Annotated in this window: 11 protein-coding genes and 3 rRNA genes; 3 read left to right on the top strand and 11 right to left on the bottom strand. The window is 53.2% G+C overall.

Annotation, left to right across the window (positions count from 1 at the left end; all coding sequences use genetic code 11):
- Window positions 1–33 precede the first annotated feature (33 nt).
- The 5 genes from aceB to HV345_RS22025 form a co-directional block, all read right to left on the bottom strand.
- Window positions 34–1,635: a malate synthase A gene (gene aceB, locus HV345_RS22005; protein ID WP_016155322.1), complete on the bottom strand. Its 1,602-nt coding sequence runs from the start codon at window positions 1,633–1,635 to the stop codon at window positions 34–36.
- A 268-nt stretch (window positions 1,636–1,903) separates the two neighbouring features.
- On the bottom strand, window positions 1,904–2,833 hold the full coding sequence (gene metA / locus HV345_RS22010; protein WP_016155321.1) for a homoserine O-succinyltransferase: 930 nt from the start codon (window positions 2,831–2,833) through the stop codon (window positions 1,904–1,906).
- A 340-nt stretch (window positions 2,834–3,173) separates the two neighbouring features.
- Window positions 3,174–3,289 (bottom strand): 5S ribosomal RNA (gene rrf, locus HV345_RS22015).
- Between the two features lie 94 nt (window positions 3,290–3,383).
- Window positions 3,384–6,290, bottom strand: a 23S ribosomal RNA gene (locus HV345_RS22020).
- A gap of 234 nt (window positions 6,291–6,524) precedes the next feature.
- Window positions 6,525–8,066, bottom strand: a 16S ribosomal RNA gene (locus tag HV345_RS22025).
- Together the 16S, 23S and 5S rRNA genes form the textbook arrangement of a ribosomal RNA operon.
- A 619-nt stretch (window positions 8,067–8,685) precedes the next feature.
- Here HV345_RS22025 and purH point away from each other — a divergent pair.
- Window positions 8,686–10,275 (top strand): bifunctional phosphoribosylaminoimidazolecarboxamide formyltransferase/IMP cyclohydrolase, encoded by a 1,590-nt coding sequence (purH, locus tag HV345_RS22030; RefSeq protein WP_181636057.1) that lies wholly within the window; start codon window positions 8,686–8,688, stop codon window positions 10,273–10,275.
- A gap of 15 nt (window positions 10,276–10,290) precedes the next feature.
- Complete coding sequence (gene purD, locus HV345_RS22035; RefSeq protein WP_016157951.1) at window positions 10,291–11,580, top strand: phosphoribosylamine--glycine ligase; 1,290 nt, start codon at window positions 10,291–10,293, stop codon at window positions 11,578–11,580.
- Here the strand turns inward: purD and zraR are convergent.
- Complete coding sequence (zraR, locus tag HV345_RS22040) at window positions 11,577–12,902, bottom strand: sigma-54-dependent response regulator transcription factor ZraR (protein ID WP_181546528.1); 1,326 nt, start codon at window positions 12,900–12,902, stop codon at window positions 11,577–11,579. The two genes, purD and zraR, sit on opposite strands and share 4 nt — an antisense overlap.
- Before the next feature lie 5 nt (window positions 12,903–12,907).
- Window positions 12,908–14,293: a two-component system sensor histidine kinase ZraS gene (gene zraS / locus HV345_RS22045; protein ID WP_094762153.1), complete on the bottom strand. Its 1,386-nt coding sequence runs from the start codon at window positions 14,291–14,293 to the stop codon at window positions 12,908–12,910.
- A 264-nt stretch (window positions 14,294–14,557) separates the two neighbouring features.
- Here zraS and zraP point away from each other — a divergent pair, with 264 nt between their 5' ends.
- Window positions 14,558–14,998: a zinc resistance sensor/chaperone ZraP gene (zraP, locus tag HV345_RS22050; RefSeq protein ID WP_181636058.1), complete on the top strand. Its 441-nt coding sequence runs from the start codon at window positions 14,558–14,560 to the stop codon at window positions 14,996–14,998.
- Between the two features lie 59 nt (window positions 14,999–15,057).
- Here zraP and HV345_RS22055 read toward each other — a convergent pair whose 3' ends face one another.
- From HV345_RS22055 to nfi, 4 genes are all read right to left on the bottom strand, one after another.
- Window positions 15,058–15,750 (bottom strand): DUF1481 domain-containing protein, encoded by a 693-nt coding sequence (locus HV345_RS22055; protein WP_047359007.1) that lies wholly within the window; start codon window positions 15,748–15,750, stop codon window positions 15,058–15,060.
- Between the two features lie 11 nt (window positions 15,751–15,761).
- Entirely contained in the window at window positions 15,762–16,034 is a 273-nt protein-coding gene (gene hupA / locus HV345_RS22060; RefSeq protein WP_001044509.1) for a nucleoid-associated protein HU-alpha, read from the bottom strand.
- Window positions 16,035–16,220: 186 nt separating this feature from the next.
- Window positions 16,221–16,811, bottom strand: a complete 591-nt coding sequence (locus tag HV345_RS22065) for a YjaG family protein (protein WP_003842015.1) — start codon at window positions 16,809–16,811, stop codon at window positions 16,221–16,223.
- Between the two features lie 33 nt (window positions 16,812–16,844).
- Window positions 16,845–17,525 (bottom strand): deoxyribonuclease V, encoded by a 681-nt coding sequence (gene nfi, locus HV345_RS22070; RefSeq protein ID WP_101701279.1) that lies wholly within the window; start codon window positions 17,523–17,525, stop codon window positions 16,845–16,847.
- Window positions 17,526–17,532: the final 7 nt, after the last annotated feature.

The raw sequence follows: 17,532 nt of genomic DNA on the forward strand, positions 1-17,532 counted from the left end.
GCAGATGCTCCATTAGGATAAATTGTGGGTAAATTAGGCCAACAGGCGGTAGCCCGGTAACGTCAGGAAGTCAATTAACTCGTCGGAAGTGGTGATTTGCTCCATCAGGCGCGCGGCATCGTCAAAACGCCCGCTGCTGTAGCGGTGTTCCCCCAGTTCGTCCTGAATCACCAACATCTCTTCGGCCAGCATCTGGCGGAACAACGGTTTGGTAACCGGTTTGCCGTTGCTGAGCGTTTTCTGGTGGTGGATCCACTGCCAGATGGAAGTACGAGAGATTTCGGCGGTGGCCGCATCTTCCATCAGACCGTAAATCGGTACGCAGCCGTTACCGGAGATCCACGCTTCGATGTACTGCACCGCGACACGAATGTTGGCACGCATGCCTTCTTCAGTACGCTCACCTTCACAGGGTGCCAGCAATTGTTCTGCGGTAATCGGCGCATCTTCTTCACGGGTCACGAACAGCTGATTTTTATTTTCACCGAGTACGTCGTTGAACACCGCCATTGCGGTATCTGCCAGTCCTGGATGGGCAATCCATGTGCCGTCATGACCGTTATTGGCTTCCAGCGCTTTGTCCGCTTTTACCTTGGTCAGAACCTGGTTGTTACGTTCCGCATCTTTGCTGGGAATGAACGCGGCCATGCCGCCCATCGCGAACGCGCCGCGTTTATGACAGGTTTTAATCAGCAGACGCGAATACGCACTGAGGAATGGCTTATCCATCGTCACCACCTGACGGTCCGGCAACACGCGATCCGGGTGGTTCTTCAGGGTTTTGATATAACTGAAAATGTAGTCCCAGCGACCGCAGTTCAGGCCCACAATGTGGTCACGCAGCGCGTGCAGAATTTCGTCCATCTGGAAAACGGCTGGCAGCGTTTCAATCAGCAGGGTCGCTTTAATTGTGCCGCGCGGCAGATTAAAGCGATCCTCTGCATAGCTGAACACTTCACTCCACCATGCCGCTTCTTGCCAGGCCTGCGTTTTGGGTAGATAGAAATAAGGGCCACTGCCTTTTGCCAGCAACGTTTTGTAGTTGTGGAAGAAATAGAGGGCAAAGTCGAACAGGCTGCCCGGGATCGATTCGCCACGCCAGGTGACGTGTTTTTCCGGCAGATGCAGACCGCGAACGCGGCACACTAACAGGGCCGGATTGGGTTTGAGTTGATAAATTTTACCGGCTTCGTTGGTGTAGCTAATGGTGCCATTGACTGCATCGCGCAAGTTGATTTGCCCGTCGATAACTTTGCTCCACTCAGGAGCCAGCGAATCTTCAAAATCAGCCATAAAGACTTTGACGTTCGCGTTCAGCGCGTTGATAACCATCTTGCGCTCAACCGGTCCGGTAATCTCTACACGGCGATCCAGTAAATCATCAGGAATACCGCGAATTTTCCAGTTACCTTCGCGAATGGAAGCTGTTTCCGAAATAAAGTCAGGCAACTTACCGTCATCAATATCCTGCTGCTGCTGGATACGTGCAGCCAGAAGTTTATTCCGCTTTGGCGTAAATCTTGTCACCAGCTCGGTCAGAAACTCCACCGCTTCAGCGGTCAGAATCTGCTGTTCCTGTTCGCCACGCGGCCTGGTGAAGATCAGTTCATCGGTTGTCGTTGCCTGTTGATTCATTGCGTAGTTCCTCGTCATTGATCCAAACACATCCCCAATGCGAACGAAGGATCGTTGTGCGGTTTTCGTTCAGCACAACTAAGACTACTCATTTAAATTTCAAAATCAAAAACAATTTCCATTTTTAATTTAATTATCAATTAACTTATTGATAACAATATAAATAAAATTTAATTACACAGTGAGGTGCGTTTCGGAAATAAAAAAGGCACCCGAAGGTGCCTGATTCAACATGCTGAAACGCTTAAGGATCGTCTGTTACAGAAGATTAATCCAGCGTTGGATTCATGTGACGCAGATCATATGGCGTGATCTGGTAAACGTAATAGTTGAGCCAGTTGGTAAACAACAGATTGCCGTGGCTACGCCAGGTTGCCCGCGGTTTATTTTGCGGGTCATCTTTTGGGAAGTAGTTATAGGGCACTTCCGGCGTTAAGCCCGCTTCGACGTCACGAAAATATTCACTGCCGAGTGTATGGGCGTCATATTCAGGATGGCCCGTTACGAAGGCGATACGTTTATCTTTGCTGGCAAACAGGTAGGCATCTCCCTCTTCTGTTTCGGCAAAAATCTCGAGATCGGTATAGTCCCTGATAAGGGCAGCAGGAAAATCGGCATAGCGCGAATGCGGGGCCAGGAACGCATCATCAAATCCACGCGTCAGCAGCGCATGAGGATGAAGAATATGGTGCTCATAGACGCCTGAGAGTTTATCCGTACGGGTTTGCTTGGGAATTCCGTACAGGATATTCAATGCGGCTTGCACCGCCCAACAGACAAAGAGCGTCGATGTAACATGATCTTTCGCCCATTCAAGCACTTGTTTAATCTGCGGCCAGTAAGCCACGTCATTAAATTCAACCAGACCCAACGGCGCGCCGGTCACGATCAGTCCATCAAAGTTCTGATCGCAGATATCCTCGAAATTACAGTAAAAGTTATTCAGATGCTCCGTAGGGGTGTTGCGTGACTCGCGGGCATCAATGCGCAATAGCTGAACATCTACCTGCAGCGGGGAGTTAGACAGTAAACGCAGGAACTGGTTTTCCGTTTCAATCTTCTTGGGCATCAGGTTGAGGATGAGCACCTTCAGTGGACGAATTTCCTGACCAGAAGCGCGAGATGACGTCATCACAAAGACGTTTTCCTCACGCAAGAAATTGACGGCGGGTAGCTCGTCCTGCACGCGAATTGGCATAACCTGATAACCTCACTACATACGTTTAAACGTTTAGACATCCAGATAGCTGAAGATACCCAGGAATCATGCAAATGTCGAGCCTGCATCCTCAAGTTGAGAAAGTTTCACGGCTCCTTGCTGTAGATTAGTGCAGTAAAGAAAAAAGGAGAATGCTATTCGTCGTTCGCGTAACAGGCAATGTGCTGCCGGGAGAGCCTGGTGTGCTGCGCTTCTCAGGCCTGCACACCGGTTACAACATGATGGGCTGGATAAAACGGTACGCTGCATCCGGCAGTTTTCACTCCCTGCAGACGCAAAAAAGCCCATCCGGCAGGATGGGCTTCTTCACTTATTTGATGCCTGGCAGTTCCCTACTCTCGCATGGGGAGACCCCACACTACCATCGGCGCTACGGCGTTTCACTTCTGAGTTCGGCATGGGGTCAGGTGGGACCACCGCGCTACAGCCGCCAGGCAAATTCTGTTTATCAACACGCTTTTCGCATGTCGATGTAATCTGTAATCAAGCTGAATATCGTGTCTCTTCGCCAAAACATCTTCGGCGTTGTAAGGTTAAGCCTCACGGTTCATTAGTATCGGTTAGCTCAACGTATCGCTACGCTTACACACCCGACCTATCAACGTCGTCGTCTTCAACGTTCCTTCAGGACCCTTAAAGGGTCAGGGAGAACTCATCTCGGGGCAAGTTTCGTGCTTAGATGCTTTCAGCACTTATCTCTTCCGCATTTAGCTACCGGGCAATGCCATTGGCATGACAACCCGAACACCAGTGATGCGTCCACTCCGGTCCTCTCGTACTAGGAGCAGCCCCCCTCAATTCTCCAGCGCCCACGGCAGATAGGGACCGAACTGTCTCACGACGTTCTAAACCCAGCTCGCGTACCACTTTAAATGGCGAACAGCCATACCCTTGGGACCTACTTCAGCCCCAGGATGTGATGAGCCGACATCGAGGTGCCAAACACCGCCGTCGATATGAACTCTTGGGCGGTATCAGCCTGTTATCCCCGGAGTACCTTTTATCCGTTGAGCGATGGCCCTTCCATTCAGAACCACCGGATCACTAAGACCTGCTTTCGCACCTGCTCGAGCCGTCACTCTCGCAGTCAAGCTAGCTTATGCCTTTGCACTAACCTCCTGATGTCCGACCAGGATTAGCTAACCTTCGTGCTCCTCCGTTACTCTTTAGGAGGAGACCGCCCCAGTCAAACTACCCACCAGACACTGTCCGCAACCCGGATCACGGGTCTACGTTAGAACACCAGCCATTAAAGGGTGGTATTTCAAGGTTGGCTCCATGCAGACTGGCGTCCACACTTCAAAGCCTCCCACCTATCCTACACATCAAGGACCAGTGTTCAGTGTCAAGCTATAGTAAAGGTTCACGGGGTCTTTCCGTCTTGCCGCGGGTACACTGCATCTTCACAGCGAGTTCAATTTCACTGAGTCTCGGGTGGAGACAGCCTGGCCATCATTACGCCATTCGTGCAGGTCGGAACTTACCCGACAAGGAATTTCGCTACCTTAGGACCGTTATAGTTACGGCCGCCGTTTACCGGGGCTTCGATCAAGAGCTTCTCCTTACGGATAACCCCATCAATTAACCTTCCGGCACCGGGCAGGCGTCACACCGTATACGTCCACTTTCGTGTTTGCACAGTGCTGTGTTTTTAATAAACAGTTGCAGCCAGCTGGTATCTTCGACTGATTTCAGCTCCATGAGTAAATCACTTCACCTACATATCAGCGTGCCTTCTCCCGAAGTTACGGCACCATTTTGCCTAGTTCCTTCACCCGAGTTCTCTCAAGCGCCTTGGTATTCTCTACCTGACCACCTGTGTCGGTTTGGGGTACGATTTCGTGTTACCTGATGCTTAGAGGCTTTTCCTGGAAGCAGGGCATTTGTTACTTCAGCACCGTAGTGCCTCGTCATCACACCTCAGCGTTAGCAAGACTCCGGATTTACCTGGAATCTCCGCCTACATGCTTAAACCGGGACAACCGTCGCCCGGCTAACATAGCCTTCTCCGTCCCCCCTTCGCAGTAACACCAAGTACAGGAATATTAACCTGTTTCCCATCGACTACGCCTTTCGGCCTCGCCTTAGGGGTCGACTCACCCTGCCCCGATTAACGTTGGACAGGAACCCTTGGTCTTCCGGCGTGCGGGTTTTTCACCCGCATTATCGTTACTTATGTCAGCATTCGCACTTCTGATACCTCCAGCATGCCTCACAGCACACCTTCAACGGCTTACAGAACGCTCCCCTACCCAACAACACATAGTGTCGCTGCCGCAGCTTCGGTGCATGGTTTAGCCCCGTTACATCTTCCGCGCAGGCCGACTCGACCAGTGAGCTATTACGCTTTCTTTAAATGATGGCTGCTTCTAAGCCAACATCCTGGCTGTCTGTGCCTTCCCACATCGTTTCCCACTTAACCATGACTTTGGGACCTTAGCTGGCGGTCTGGGTTGTTTCCCTCTTCACGACGGACGTTAGCACCCGCCGTGTGTCTCCCGTGATAACATTCTTCGGTATTCGCAGTTTGCATCGGGTTGGTAAGTCGGGATGACCCCCTAGCCGAAACAGTGCTCTACCCCCGAAGATGAGTTCACGAGGCGCTACCTAAATAGCTTTCGGGGAGAACCAGCTATCTCCCGGTTTGATTGGCCTTTCACCCCCAGCCACAAGTCATCCGCTAATTTTTCAACATTAGTCGGTTCGGTCCTCCAGTTAGTGTTACCCAACCTTCAACCTGCCCATGGCTAGATCACCGGGTTTCGGGTCTATACCCTGCAACTTAACGCCCAGTTAAGACTCGGTTTCCCTTCGGCTCCCCTATTCGGTTAACCTTGCTACAGAATATAAGTCGCTGACCCATTATACAAAAGGTACGCAGTCACCCCATAAAGAGGCTCCCACTGCTTGTACGTACACGGTTTCAGGTTCTTTTTCACTCCCCTCGCCGGGGTTCTTTTCGCCTTTCCCTCACGGTACTGGTTCACTATCGGTCAGTCAGGAGTATTTAGCCTTGGAGGATGGTCCCCCCATATTCAGACAGGATACCACGTGTCCCGCCCTACTCTTCGAGTTCACAACATATGCACTTTTGTGTACGGGGCTGTCACCCTGTATCGCCGGACTTTCCAGACCGTTCCACTACCACACATGCTGATTCAGACTCTGGGCTGCTCCCCGTTCGCTCGCCGCTACTGGGGGAATCTCGGTTGATTTCTTTTCCTCGGGGTACTTAGATGTTTCAGTTCCCCCGGTTCGCTTCATTACGCTATGTATTCACGTAATGATAGTGTGACGAATCACACTGGGTTTCCCCATTCGGAAATCGCCGGTTATAACGGTTCATATCACCTTACCGACGCTTATCGCAGATTAGCACGTCCTTCATCGCCTCTGACTGCCAGGGCATCCACCGTGTACGCTTAGTCGCTTAACCTCACAACCCGAAGATGTTTCGTAAAACACTTCAGTATTGCGAAAATTTGAGAGACTCGAACACACCGCTTTTCATTTCTTGTTTACGGAGAAATGAAACAGTGTGTCGTTTCAATTTTCAGCTTGATCCAGATTTTTAAAGAGCAAAACTTCTTAATGCACTCGAAAGTACATTCAGAAGTTCATCATTCATCAGACAATCTGTGTGAGCACTACAAAGAACGTTTCTTTAAGGTAAGGAGGTGATCCAACCGCAGGTTCCCCTACGGTTACCTTGTTACGACTTCACCCCAGTCATGAATCACAAAGTGGTAAGCGCCCTCCCGAAGGTTAAGCTACCTACTTCTTTTGCAACCCACTCCCATGGTGTGACGGGCGGTGTGTACAAGGCCCGGGAACGTATTCACCGTGGCATTCTGATCCACGATTACTAGCGATTCCGACTTCATGGAGTCGAGTTGCAGACTCCAATCCGGACTACGACATACTTTATGAGGTCCGCTTGCTCTCGCGAGGTCGCTTCTCTTTGTATATGCCATTGTAGCACGTGTGTAGCCCTACTCGTAAGGGCCATGATGACTTGACGTCATCCCCACCTTCCTCCAGTTTATCACTGGCAGTCTCCTTTGAGTTCCCGACCGAATCGCTGGCAACAAAGGATAAGGGTTGCGCTCGTTGCGGGACTTAACCCAACATTTCACAACACGAGCTGACGACAGCCATGCAGCACCTGTCTCAGAGTTCCCGAAGGCACCAAAGCATCTCTGCTAAGTTCTCTGGATGTCAAGAGTAGGTAAGGTTCTTCGCGTTGCATCGAATTAAACCACATGCTCCACCGCTTGTGCGGGCCCCCGTCAATTCATTTGAGTTTTAACCTTGCGGCCGTACTCCCCAGGCGGTCGACTTAACGCGTTAGCTCCGGAAGCCACGCCTCAAGGGCACAACCTCCAAGTCGACATCGTTTACGGCGTGGACTACCAGGGTATCTAATCCTGTTTGCTCCCCACGCTTTCGCACCTGAGCGTCAGTCTTTGTCCAGGGGGCCGCCTTCGCCACCGGTATTCCTCCAGATCTCTACGCATTTCACCGCTACACCTGGAATTCTACCCCCCTCTACAAGACTCTAGCCTGCCAGTTTCGGATGCAGTTCCCAGGTTGAGCCCGGGGATTTCACATCCGACTTGACAGACCGCCTGCGTGCGCTTTACGCCCAGTAATTCCGATTAACGCTTGCACCCTCCGTATTACCGCGGCTGCTGGCACGGAGTTAGCCGGTGCTTCTTCTGCGAGTAACGTCAATTGCTGCGGTTATTAACCTCAACACCTTCCTCCTCGCTGAAAGTACTTTACAACCCGAAGGCCTTCTTCATACACGCGGCATGGCTGCATCAGGCTTGCGCCCATTGTGCAATATTCCCCACTGCTGCCTCCCGTAGGAGTCTGGACCGTGTCTCAGTTCCAGTGTGGCTGGTCATCCTCTCAGACCAGCTAGGGATCGTCGCCTAGGTGAGCCGTTACCCCACCTACTAGCTAATCCCATCTGGGCACATCCGATGGCAAGAGGCCCGAAGGTCCCCCTCTTTGGTCTTGCGACGTTATGCGGTATTAGCTACCGTTTCCAGTAGTTATCCCCCTCCATCGGGCAGTTTCCCAGACATTACTCACCCGTCCGCCACTCGTCACCCAAGGAGCAAGCTCCTCTGTGCTACCGTTCGACTTGCATGTGTTAGGCCTGCCGCCAGCGTTCAATCTGAGCCATGATCAAACTCTTCAATTTAAGTTTGATGCTCGTGAATTAAACTTCGTAATGAATTACGTGTTCACTCAGAGACTTGGTATTCATTTTTCGTCTTGCGACGTTAAGAATCCGTATCTTCGAGTGCCCACACAGATTGTCTGATAAATTGTTAAAGAGCAGGTGCGACGCGCTTTAGCGCTCTGTCGCGAGGTGGCGTATATTACGCTATCCTCTTTCAGAGTCAACCCTCATTTTCAGGTTTTTCTCTTCAACCGAACCGGCTGTTTGTGTGAAGTGATTCACATCCGCCGTGTCGATGGAGGCGCATTATAGGGAGTTTCCTGCGGCCCGCAACCCTTAAATTGCAGAAAAATGACTGACCGCTGCATTCCACAGCAAAACCCCGCCTTATACCCATTTACACACAGAGTTATCCACAAACCACGCGATCGTTTGTGCACTTCTCTGTTTATATGAGCATCCTTCAACGGAAAAAGAAGAGGTCAAAATCGAAAATTAAAAATTCGCGAGCGTTGCGCAAACGTTTTCGTTACAATGCCCCCGCACAACAAGGATGCCCCGTAAGGGGCGTTAGCTGAGTTTTTAGCCAAGAATTCACCTAACGCTCTCTGTAATAGTCAAATCCAGGGGATTTACCATGCAACAACGTCGTCCAGTCCGCCGCGCTCTGCTCAGTGTTTCTGACAAGGCCGGTATCATCGAATTCGCTCAGGCACTTTCCGCACGCGGTGTGGAGCTGCTGTCTACAGGTGGCACTGCGCGCCTGTTAGCTGAGAAAGGTCTGCCAGTAACCGAAGTTTCCGATTACACCGGCTTCCCGGAAATGATGGATGGACGCGTAAAGACCCTGCATCCGAAAGTCCACGGCGGCATTCTTGGTCGTCGCGGTCAGGACGACGGGATTATGGAACAGCACGGCATCGCACCTATCGACATGGTGGTTGTTAACCTGTACCCGTTCGCCGAGACCGTTGCCCGTGAAGGCTGCTCGCTGGAAGATGCGGTAGAAAACATTGATATCGGCGGCCCGACGATGGTGCGTTCCGCTGCCAAGAACCATAAAGATGTGGCTATCGTTGTGAAGAGCAGCGACTACGCCGCCATTATTAAAGAGATGGATGCCAACGACGGTTCTCTGACCCTCGACACACGTTTCGATCTCGCGATTAAAGCCTTCGAACACACCGCCGCTTACGACAGCATGATCGCCAACTACTTCGGTAGCATGGTTCCGGCCTACCACGGCGAAAGCAAAGAAGCCGCCGGTCGCTTTCCACGTACACTGAACCTGAACTTCATTAAGAAGCAGGATATGCGCTACGGCGAGAACAGCCACCAACAGGCTGCCTTCTATATAGAAGAGAATGTTAAAGAAGCGTCCGTTACCACCGCGCAGCAGGTACAGGGCAAAGCACTTTCCTACAACAACATCGCCGATACCGATGCGGCGCTGGAGTGCGTAAAAGAATTCAACGAGCCAGCCTGTGTGATCGTCAAACACGCTAACCCGTGCGGCGTGGCTGTCAGTACCTCTATTCTCGATGCTTACGACCGCGCCTATAAAACCGACCCGACCTCCGCGTTCGGCGGCATCATCGCCTTCAACCGCGAACTGGATGCCGAAACTGCTCAAGCCATCATTTCCCGTCAGTTCGTGGAAGTGATCATCGCGCCATCCGCAACCGAAGACGCACTGAAAATCACCGCCGCCAAACAGAACGTCCGCGTGCTGACCTGCGGTCAGTGGGCACAACGTGTGCCGGGCCTGGACTTCAAACGCGTTAACGGCGGTCTGCTGGTTCAGGATCGTGACCTGGGTATGGTGAGCGAAGGTGAACTGCGCGTAGTTTCCAAACGTCAGCCGACCGAACAGGAACTGCGCGATGCGCTGTTCTGCTGGAAAGTAGCTAAATTTGTAAAATCCAACGCCATTGTTTACGCCAAAGAGAACATGACTATCGGCATAGGAGCAGGCCAGATGAGCCGCGTATATTCCGCAAAAATCGCCGGAATTAAAGCCGCCGACGAAGGTCTGGAAGTTCAAGGTTCCTCTATGGCATCCGACGCCTTCTTCCCGTTCCGCGATGGGATTGATGCCGCCGCCGCCGCTGGTGTGACCTGCGTGATCCAGCCGGGCGGTTCTATCCGTGATGATGAAGTCATTGCTGCCGCCGACGAGCACGGCATAGCGATGGTGTTCACCGACATGCGCCACTTCCGCCATTAATCCACGGAGCAGACGATGAAAGTATTAGTGATTGGCAACGGCGGGCGCGAACACGCGCTGGCCTGGAAAGCGGCGCAGTCGCCAAAAGTCGAAACGGTATTTGTTGCACCAGGCAACGCGGGCACCGCGCTGGAACCTGCGCTGCAAAACGTGGCAATCGGCGTGACCGATATTCCGGCGCTGCTGAGCTTTGCCCAGAATGAGAAGATCGATCTGACCATCGTTGGCCCAGAAGCGCCTCTGGTAATTGGCGTGGTCGATGCGTTTCGCGCCGCCGGTCTGAAAATCTTCGGCCCAACCGAAGGTGCAGCGCAGTTGGAAGGCTCCAAAGCCTTCACCAAAGATTTCCTTGCCCGTCATAACATTCCAACGGCGGAGTATCAGAACTTCACCGAGATTGAGCCTGCGCTGGCCTATCTGCGTGAGAAAGGCGCGCCGATCGTTATCAAGGCCGACGGCCTGGCCGCCGGTAAAGGCGTTATCGTCGCGATGACGCTGGAGGAAGCCGAAGCCGCCGTTCATGACATGCTGGCAGGTAACGCTTTTGGCGATGCGGGCCACCGTATCGTTATCGAAGAGTTCCTCGACGGTGAAGAAGCGAGCTTTATCGTGATGGTTGACGGCGAGCACGTGCTGCCAATGGCCACCAGCCAGGACCACAAACGCGTGGGCAACGGCGATACCGGTCCGAATACCGGCGGTATGGGCGCTTACTCACCTGCACCGGTGGTGACTGACGACGTTCATCAGCGCACCATGGAACGCATCATCTGGCCAACCGTAAAAGGCATGGCGGCGGAAGGGAACACTTACACCGGTTTCCTGTACGCGGGTCTGATGATCGACAAACAGGGCAACCCGAAGGTTATCGAGTTCAACTGCCGCTTCGGCGATCCGGAAACCCAGCCGATTATGCTGCGTATGAAATCGGATCTGGTGGAGCTGTGCCTTGCCGCCTGTGACGGCAAGCTGGATGAGAAAACGTCTGAGTGGGACGAACGCGCCTCTTTGGGCGTAGTGATTGCCGCGGGCGGTTATCCGGGCAACTACAATACTGGCGATGAGATCCACGGCCTGCCGCTGGAAGAAGTCGCTGACGGTAAAGTGTTCCACGCGGGCACCAAACTGTCTGCTGACGATCGCGTGCTGACCAACGGCGGTCGCGTCCTGTGCGCCACCGCGCTGGGCAACACCGTTGCCGAGGCGCAGCAGCGTGCCTACGCCCTGATGACCGACATCCGTTGGGACGGCAGCTTCAGCCGTAACGACATCGGCTGGCGCGCCATCGAACGTGAGCAAAACTAACGGCTGAGCTTAGCCAGCAGCGTTTTGCGCGTAATACCTAACTGACGGGCGGCTTCGGTTTTATTGCCGCCCGTTTTTTCCAGCGCCGCCAGAATCACTTCTTTTTCGACATCCACCAGCGGTTGGATCTCGCCACTGTATTCCGTTTTTATCGGTGTCGCGGCAATCGCCATCGGCAGCTCGCGTTCGGAAATATATTCCCCCGTTAGCAGCACCACCGAACGCTCAATCGCATTTTCCAGCTCACGGATATTACCCGGCCAGTCATAGTGGATCAGCAGATCCATCGCCTGCGGAGTAAAGCCCTTCACCGCTTTTCGGTTACGTGTGGCAAAACGCTGGAGAAAATGTTCGGCCAGCAGCGGAATATCTTCCCGGCGCTGGCACAGCGCAGGCATTTCAATAGTGATGACGTTCAGGCGATAGTAGAGATCCTGACGAAAGCGCCCGGCGTTCACTTCCTCCGCCAGATCGCGATGTGTGGCGGCGATCAGCCGGACATCAACCGCAATAGTCTGGTTGCTGCCAACCCGTTGCACTTCCCGCTCCTGGATAGCCCGCAGCAGACGCACCTGCATTAGCGGTGAGATATCGCCAATTTCATCAAGAAATAACGTGCCGCCTTCGGCTTCCACAAAGCGCCCTTCCCGCCGCTTATCCGCGCCAGTAAACGCGCCTTTCTCGTGACCAAAAAGTTCGGACTCCAGCAGCGACTCATTAAGCGACGCACAGTTCAGCGTCACCAGCGGTTTATCACAGCGGGTACTGCTGGCATGCAGCGCCCGGGCCACCAGCTCTTTCCCCGTACCGGAGTCTCCGTGAATGAGCACCGTTGCATCCGAGGGCGCAACCATCGCGATTTCATTGATCAACTGCCGCATCGCCGGACTGCTGCCAATCATGCCAAACTGCGCAGCCGACCCTGACGGCAGTTCAGCGCCCGTTTCCCGCGTATGCGCCAGCGCCTTTTCCAGCGTCTCCTGCAGGCGATCAAAATCCAGCGGTTTGATTAAGTAGTCCAGCGCCCCGGTTTTCAGCGCCTCAACGGCGGTCTCCACGCTGGAGAACGCCGTCATGATCAATACCGGAATCGCCGAATTCAGCGCTTTAATCTCTTTCAGCGTTGCGATGCCGTCCATCTCCGCCATACGCACATCGCACAGCACTAAATCAAATACGCGTTCACGCACCTGTTCCAGTGCCGCTTGCCCGCTATAGGCCAGCGCGACCTCATAACCCCAGCCGCGCAGCAGCGCCTGTAAAATGGTGCAATGGCTGATATCGTCATCTACCACCAGAATATTGATTTTTCCGCGCGTCATCCTTGTTAATCCTGTTGTTTCGCGTTGGTCGGCAGCCAGAGGGTAAAGGTTGCGCCTTTGCCCTCAACGCTTGCCACATGAATGGTACCACCGTGCTGTTCAATTATGTTCTGCACTACCGCCAGCCCAAGGCCGGTTCCATCCGCTTTAGTCGTGAAGTAAGGCGTAAAAATGGCCTCCAGCTGTTCCGCTGCAATCCCTTTCCCGCTATCAATAACCATGATTTTAACGCGATCGCCGCTGCTTTCACTCGCTTCAACCGTAATCGTGCCCTGACGACCAATCGCATGAATGGCGTTCAGATACAGATTCAACAGAACCTGAGTCAGTCGGTCGGGATCGGCCTGAATAGCGGGCAGCGTGGAACTGGCCGAAAAACGTAGCTGGATTTCCCGGCTTGCCGCATCCTGACTCACCAGGTTTAATGAGTGGGTGATGACCTCATTGAGATCCACCTGTTGCAGCGTCAGATGCGCAGGTTTCACCAGCTCCAGCAGCTCGCTCACCACCCGATTTAAACGGTCCGCCTCTTTCGCCATCACCTGCGCCAGCTCATGCGACTCGCCACCAGCCGGAGTTCGTTCGGCAAAATACTTCGCTAAACCTTTGATCGATGAAAGCGGGTTTCGAATCTCATGCGCGACCCCGGCCGCCAGATGTCCGAGCGCCATCAGTTTTTCTTTACGCTTCATCGCATCCTGCAGTTCTTTGTACGAGCGCTGATAGCGTTGATACCAGAAGAACGTCAGCACAGTGGCCAGCAGCACGGCCGCCAGCGCAGACAGGACGATCAGGGTGTTACGCCACTCTCTTGCCTGAGTCGCAGCCAGATCGCTGGCATCAAAAGCGATAAATATGGTTTGTGCGGGGGGGATAAGCTGTCCGTCATTGCTGGCACAGCGCGCCATGCCATGACGTCCTGGACCATACATCGGCTGAAACTGACGATAAATTTCCAGGACCGGTGTTTTTTCACCGTCCCCCGTAGGCATGTCAATATTCCGCCAGCTTTCTTGTTCCCCGGGGCTTAGTTGCCGCAGGACATCCGGTGAATAGAGCGTTTTACCGACCATCGCGGAATTGCTATGAGTAATAATGACGCCATGATCGTCAACGACGGCAAACCATAGCACGCCTGGTTGTACGGCCATTTCCTCCAGCAGCGTCTGCTGTTGAGCATGATGCATGCGCATCCCCATACCTACGCGCGTACCAGACTCCAGAGCGCGGATGAGCACGCTGCCTTTTTCCAGTAGCGTTTGCCGCGCGGCACCGCTTTCCCGCCCATAGTCCCGAATGGTCATAATCGAAAACCAACCGACCAAAATCAGGATTGCCGCCAGCAAGAGTCGGCTCAACCACTTGGCCGCCGTGTCCTTATAAAGACGCATACGCTCTCCCTTTATCCCACCTGTTCCTTTCATCGTTGCAGGTATACAGCAGAAATCATGCCATTTTTTCTCCGTGATAACCCTGCCCTCAGACACAAACCGCTGAAAGTAGCGGGTAAAAATGACCCGCCGGCGCGTTCTGGCGAGTCATTTTTACTCGTCGCCCTGTAAAGACCACGAGTACAACGCCCGCGGAACCGGGATTGCCGCTTTGGCACGGAAGATGCAAAAGGAAATGTAATCTAACCAACAGGAGAACGACCCATGAAACGGAACAACAAACTGGCGCTGATTGCACTCTCTCTTATCGCGTTCGGCTCTACCCCGGCGCTGGCGCAGAATCACTGGGGATATGGTGATGGAATGCAGCAACGAGGCGGTACGCCAATGACCACTGAGCAGCAGGCTACCGCGCAGAAAATATATGATGATTACTACTCGCAGACCAACGCCTTGCGCCAACAGCTGACCTCTAAACGTTATGAGTACAACGCGTTGCTAACAGCCAGCTCGCCAGACACAGCAAAAATTAATGCCGTGGCAAAGGAGATGGAGGCTTTGAATCAGTCACTGGATGAGCAGCGCGTTAAACGCGATGTCGCAATGGCCCAGGCAGGCGTACCTCGCGGAGCGGGAATGGGCTACGGCGGGTGCGGCGGTGGCGGCAACCATCGCGGCGGCCATATGGGAATGGGCCACTGGTAAACGGTTTTTGCCGGATGGCGGCCTCACCTTATCTGGCCCGATGTCCTGGCATCAGGTTTTCAGAAGGTTTTGGCAGTAGGCTGCCAGTGACAAAAATCTTCATTAGCGACCAGCAGTAGCTGCGACCCTTCGGGCGCTTCCAGCCATGCCACACTCACTTCTACAGATGAATGGCTCTGGCGGCGCTCAATGTGGTTTATCGCCCACGATTCCAGATCGGGCTTCAGTGTTTCACCTTCACAGGTCGTGACTGTGTTATTCGCATGCCAGCGTCCCTGACGCAATATCACCCGTCCCTGACGCAACGCATCGCTGGTCTGGCGGATTTGATCGGCACGATAGCGGTAAAGCGCAATTTGATCGCTGGAAAGCTGCTGCTTTTGCCCATCGACTTCACGCTGCATGAAACTCAGTTCGCCCCGGTCATCGAAGCGTATACGGACATGTTCCGGTGGTTTACTGTAAGTGTTGAGTTCTATCAGCGAGAGCGAATCACCCTGCCAGCGGTATTCACTGGTGGTGGTATCGCCTTTACGCCACGGACTAAATACCGAGAGCAAGTGAACATCGTCGCTGGAATCTTTACGCCAAATGCGTACCGCCCCCTGATCGCCAACATAGCCGCTGGCCGTGAACGGAGGAAGCTCAGAGTGGCGACTACAGGCAGACAGTAACAGCACACCTGAAAGCCAAAGCGAATGACGCCAGATAGACAAAAGGGGCGAAACCGCCCCTTCGATAAAACTGTTCACTGCCACGCGAATTACTTAACCGCGTCTTTCAGTGCTTTACCAGAAACAAATGCCGGTACGTTAGCTGCGGCAATTTTGATTTCTTTACCGGTCTGCGGGTTGCGGCCAGTGCGCTCAGCACGGTGGTTCACTTTGAAGGTACCGAAACCAACCAGTTGTACAGCATCGCCTTCTTTCAGAGACTCAGTAATAGCAGCCAGAGTGGATTCCAGAGCAGCTTTAGCCTGTGTTTTAGACAGTTCTGCTTTGTCTGCAATTACATCAATCAGTTGAGTCTTGTTCATAAGTTATCCTTACAATGTGTTTATCGCTTGCTAAGCATCGAGTGCGACGGAAATGCCAGAAAAGCACTCTCCTGCATACACGCACCGATAGCCACTTTTTTTCGCCCCCCAAATGTAGACCAGACCGGGGGCGGATGGGAAGCCTTCAGGCACGACAAATCAGGCGTTAAATCACGTTTTATGGTGTCATTGCTGAAAATTTATACCAATATTGCTCTCGCCAGCCTCGCGCAGGTCTGCACGAAGCCCTTTTATCAGCTCAATATCGCGTTCTTCACAGTCGGCTAAAAGTCGGAAAATTTCCCACTGAATATCCCATTCTTGCTCAACGGCCGGGTTCTCTTTGAGCTCTTCATCGGTCATTTCGCGACCAGCCTGGGTCATTTCCAGCATCGCAACCGTCGTAATCGAAGCCTTACTAACCTCAATTGCATGTTCCAGCGTTTCACCGCTAAGACGCGAATGCATCAGTTCGCTTAATGCCACACAGGCATCAATCGCCGGATAAACGCCGTACAAATCGTAATCGTCTGCTGAAGGAATAGCCTCTTCAAATTTTTCCAACTGGCTATCGAAATTGATTTTCGCGTCTTTAACCGTCAGCGCTTCCCAAATCAAATCCAGAATTCGGCGGTAAATTTGTCCATCGCCAAATTCGGTTTGCTTACAGAACATGGCGTAGTTGGGGTACATGCGTTCGCACAGACAGGCCATAAACGTGACGTGCTGCCAGCTTTCCAGCTTCTCCAGACGCAGGTGAATCGGATTTTGTAACATGATGAGTTCTCAAATACGGAAATTAGCGGCAGTTTACCCGATATGGGGCGTTTTTGCTGCAAGCCGCGTAAAAGCAGGGCGTTCGGATGCCACCGCATCTGCCCAGCGTGTTGGTTCCGGCAGACGATAGCCGTTCATACAGCGTTGTACCCACGCTAACGCGCTGTCCTGGCTCACGCGATGACCCGTAGAGATAAACAGCGGGTTACAGCGTGCTTTGCTGCGCCAAACCCATGCCAGCTGTTCGCCTTTATCCAACAACGGCGCTAACGCTCCGGGTTCGGCGGCGAGCGGCTCAAACTTGCCGCACAACCGTTTTTTCGCCACGCCAATCGTCGGGACATCCACCAGCAGGCCAAAATGGCTGGCCACGCCCAGACGGCGAGGGTGAGAGATCCCGTGACCGTCAACGAACAGCAGATCAGGCTTGTGCGAAAGCTGCTGCCAGGCGGCCATCAGCGCGGGTGTTTCTCGAAAGGAGAGAAAGCCAGGAATGTAGGGCATGGTGGTGGCGATTCGCGCCACCTTGTATTCAACCAGTTCCAGCGAGGGGTACTTCAGTAAGACCACCGCGGCTCGCGTCACTTCGCCCCCCTGCTCGAACCCAACATCCGCCCCGCCGATCAGATCCGGCGGATCGCTCCTCAGGCGATCCTCGCGGATCACTGAAGAGGCCAGTTCAAGCTGCTGCGCGCGTAATGACGCAAGATCCATAATGACT

The organism is Citrobacter sp. RHBSTW-00986 (assembly GCF_013783065.1).
GTDB classification, from domain to species: Bacteria; Pseudomonadota; Gammaproteobacteria; order Enterobacterales; family Enterobacteriaceae; genus Citrobacter; species Citrobacter braakii.

Excerpts from the sequence above, each read along its gene's own strand:
- purD (WP_016157951.1), top strand. The coding sequence starts at position 10,291 with ATGAAAGTATTAGTGATTGGCAACGGCGGGCGCGAACACGCGCTGGCC.
- purH (WP_181636057.1), top strand. The coding sequence starts at position 8,686 with ATGCAACAACGTCGTCCAGTCCGCCGCGCTCTGCTCAGTGTTTCTGAC.
- zraP (WP_181636058.1), top strand. The coding sequence starts at position 14,558 with ATGAAACGGAACAACAAACTGGCGCTGATTGCACTCTCTCTTATCGCG.
- hupA (WP_001044509.1), bottom strand. The coding sequence starts at position 16,034 with ATGAACAAGACTCAACTGATTGATGTAATTGCAGACAAAGCAGAACTG.
- aceB (WP_016155322.1), bottom strand. The coding sequence starts at position 1,635 with ATGAATCAACAGGCAACGACAACCGATGAACTGATCTTCACCAGGCCG.
- zraR (WP_181546528.1), bottom strand. The coding sequence starts at position 12,902 with ATGACGCGCGGAAAAATCAATATTCTGGTGGTAGATGACGATATCAGC.
- nfi (WP_101701279.1), bottom strand. The coding sequence starts at position 17,525 with ATGGATCTTGCGTCATTACGCGCGCAGCAGCTTGAACTGGCCTCTTCA.
- HV345_RS22065 (WP_003842015.1), bottom strand. The coding sequence starts at position 16,811 with ATGTTACAAAATCCGATTCACCTGCGTCTGGAGAAGCTGGAAAGCTGG.
- zraS (WP_094762153.1), bottom strand. The coding sequence starts at position 14,293 with ATGCGTCTTTATAAGGACACGGCGGCCAAGTGGTTGAGCCGACTCTTG.
- metA (WP_016155321.1), bottom strand. The coding sequence starts at position 2,833 with ATGCCAATTCGCGTGCAGGACGAGCTACCCGCCGTCAATTTCTTGCGT.